This is a genomic window from Mycobacteriales bacterium (assembly GCA_036497565.1).
Classification (GTDB): Bacteria; Actinomycetota; Actinomycetes; order Mycobacteriales; family QHCD01; genus DASXJE01.
The window spans coordinates 1-1,783 of the sequence record DASXJE010000253.1 but is presented as its reverse complement, the minus strand read 5'-3'; the positions used below and the strand labels follow the sequence as shown (position 1 = coordinate 1,783).

Below are 1,783 nucleotides of genomic sequence, written 5' to 3'. Positions count from 1 at the left end.
ACTGATCTCCTCGGTGCGAGCCAACCGGACGTTCCTGGCCCGGACCGTGCGCTACCTCGCCGAGTCGGGGATCCGGCAGTTCCTGGATATCGGCACCGGCATCCCGTCCCCGGGTAACACCCACGAGGTCGCGCAGGCCGTTGCTCCCGAGGCCCGGGTCGTGTACGTCGACAACGACCCGATGGTCCTCTCCCATGCCCGGGCCCTGCTGCGCGGCGACCCGCGCGGCGCGACCGCCTACATCGACGCCGACCTGCGCGACGCTGACAAGATCCTTTACGAGGCGGCGCGGGTGCTCGACTTCAACCAGCCGATCGCCGTCATGCTCGTCGCGGTGCTGCACTTGATCCGCGACGAGGACCATCCCGCCAAGGTCATCCGGCAGCTGATGGCGGCGGTGCCGGTCGGCAGCTCGCTGACGATCTCGCACGTGCCCAATGACATGCACGCCGGGCAGATGTCGGCGATGAGCGACCGGCTCAACCGGCTGCTGTCGCAGCCGAGCACCTACCGCGGCCGTGCCGAGGTCGAGGGCTTCTTCGACGGGCTCGACCTGGTCACGCCCGGCGTCGTCCCGATCCAGGACTGGCGGTCGACCCCGGAGGAGGCCACCGCCGTCGCGGCGATGTGGGGCGGCGTCGCGATCAAGCGGTAAGGCCCGGTGCGGGGCGGCATGCCATCATCGCTGCTCATAAGCACTCCGTATCCGGTACGCGAGGGCGGTGTGGCGGCGGCCGGTGCCGGCGGTGCGGACCGCCGCGGCCAGGGCACGGCGGGACCCGGCCAGCACGACGAGCTTCTTCGCCCGCGTGATGCCGGTGTAGAGCAGGTTGCGCTGCAGCATCATCCACGCGCTCGTCGTGAGCGGGATCACCACCGCCGGGTACTCTGACCCCTGCGACCGGTGGATCGTCACCGCGTACGCGTGCGCCAGCTCGTCGAGTTCGTCGAACGCGTAGTCCACGTCCTCGTCCTCGTCGGTCCGCACGGTCAGCTTGTGGTCCTCCAGGGACATGCCGGTCACCACCCCGACCGTGCCGTTGAACACCCCCGCCGCGCCCTTGTCGTAGTTGTTGCGCAGCTGCGTGACCTTGTCCCCGACCCGGAACACCCGTCCGCCGTACCGCCGCTCCGGCGCACCCTCGCGAAACGGCGTCAAGGCCTCCTGCAGCAGCAGGTTCAGGTTCCCCGCGCCGGCCGGGCCGCGGTGCATCGGACACAGCACCTGCACGTCCCGCCGCGCGTTCAGGCCGAACTTCGCCGGGATGCGCCGCGCCACGATGTCCGCCACCAGCGAGGCGGTCTCCTCCGTGTCGTCGCAGTTGAACCAGTAGAAGTCATTAAACTTCTGGATTTGCCCGTCCTGCGGCACGGGCGGAGCCGGCGGCCGGCCCGCGTTCACCCTGTGCGCGTTCACCACGATGCCGGACTGCTGTGCCTGCCGGAAGATCTTCGTCAGCCGCACCACCGGCAGCGACTCCGCGCCGATCATGTCGCGCAGCACCTCGCCCGCGCCGACCGACGGCAGCTGATCCACGTCCCCGACCAGCAGCAGGTGCGCTCCCGGCGCCACCGCCTTGACCAGCTTGTTCGCCAGGATCACGTCGACCATCGAGGTCTCGTCGACCACCACCAGGTCGGCGTCCAGGGGATTGTCCTGGTCGAACGCGGGATCCCCGCCCGGCTGCAGCTGCAGCAGCCGGTGGATCGTCGCCGCCTCGTGCCCGGTCAGCTCCGACAGCCGCTTCGCGGCCCGGCCCGTCGGCGCGGCCAGGACGACCTT

General features: G+C 70.3%; 2 protein-coding genes. One reads left to right on the top strand and one right to left on the bottom strand.

What is annotated here, in order from left to right; translation table 11 throughout:
* Window positions 1-655, top strand: a 655-nt coding sequence (locus tag VGH85_20190) for an SAM-dependent methyltransferase (GenBank protein HEY2176132.1), incomplete at its 5' end; no start/stop codon positions are given.
* 24 nt (window positions 656-679) lie between these two features.
* On the opposite strand, the gene VGH85_20185 is transcribed toward VGH85_20190, so the two are convergent.
* On the bottom strand, window positions 680-1,783 hold a 1,104-nt coding region (locus VGH85_20185; protein HEY2176131.1), incomplete at its 5' end, for an AAA family ATPase.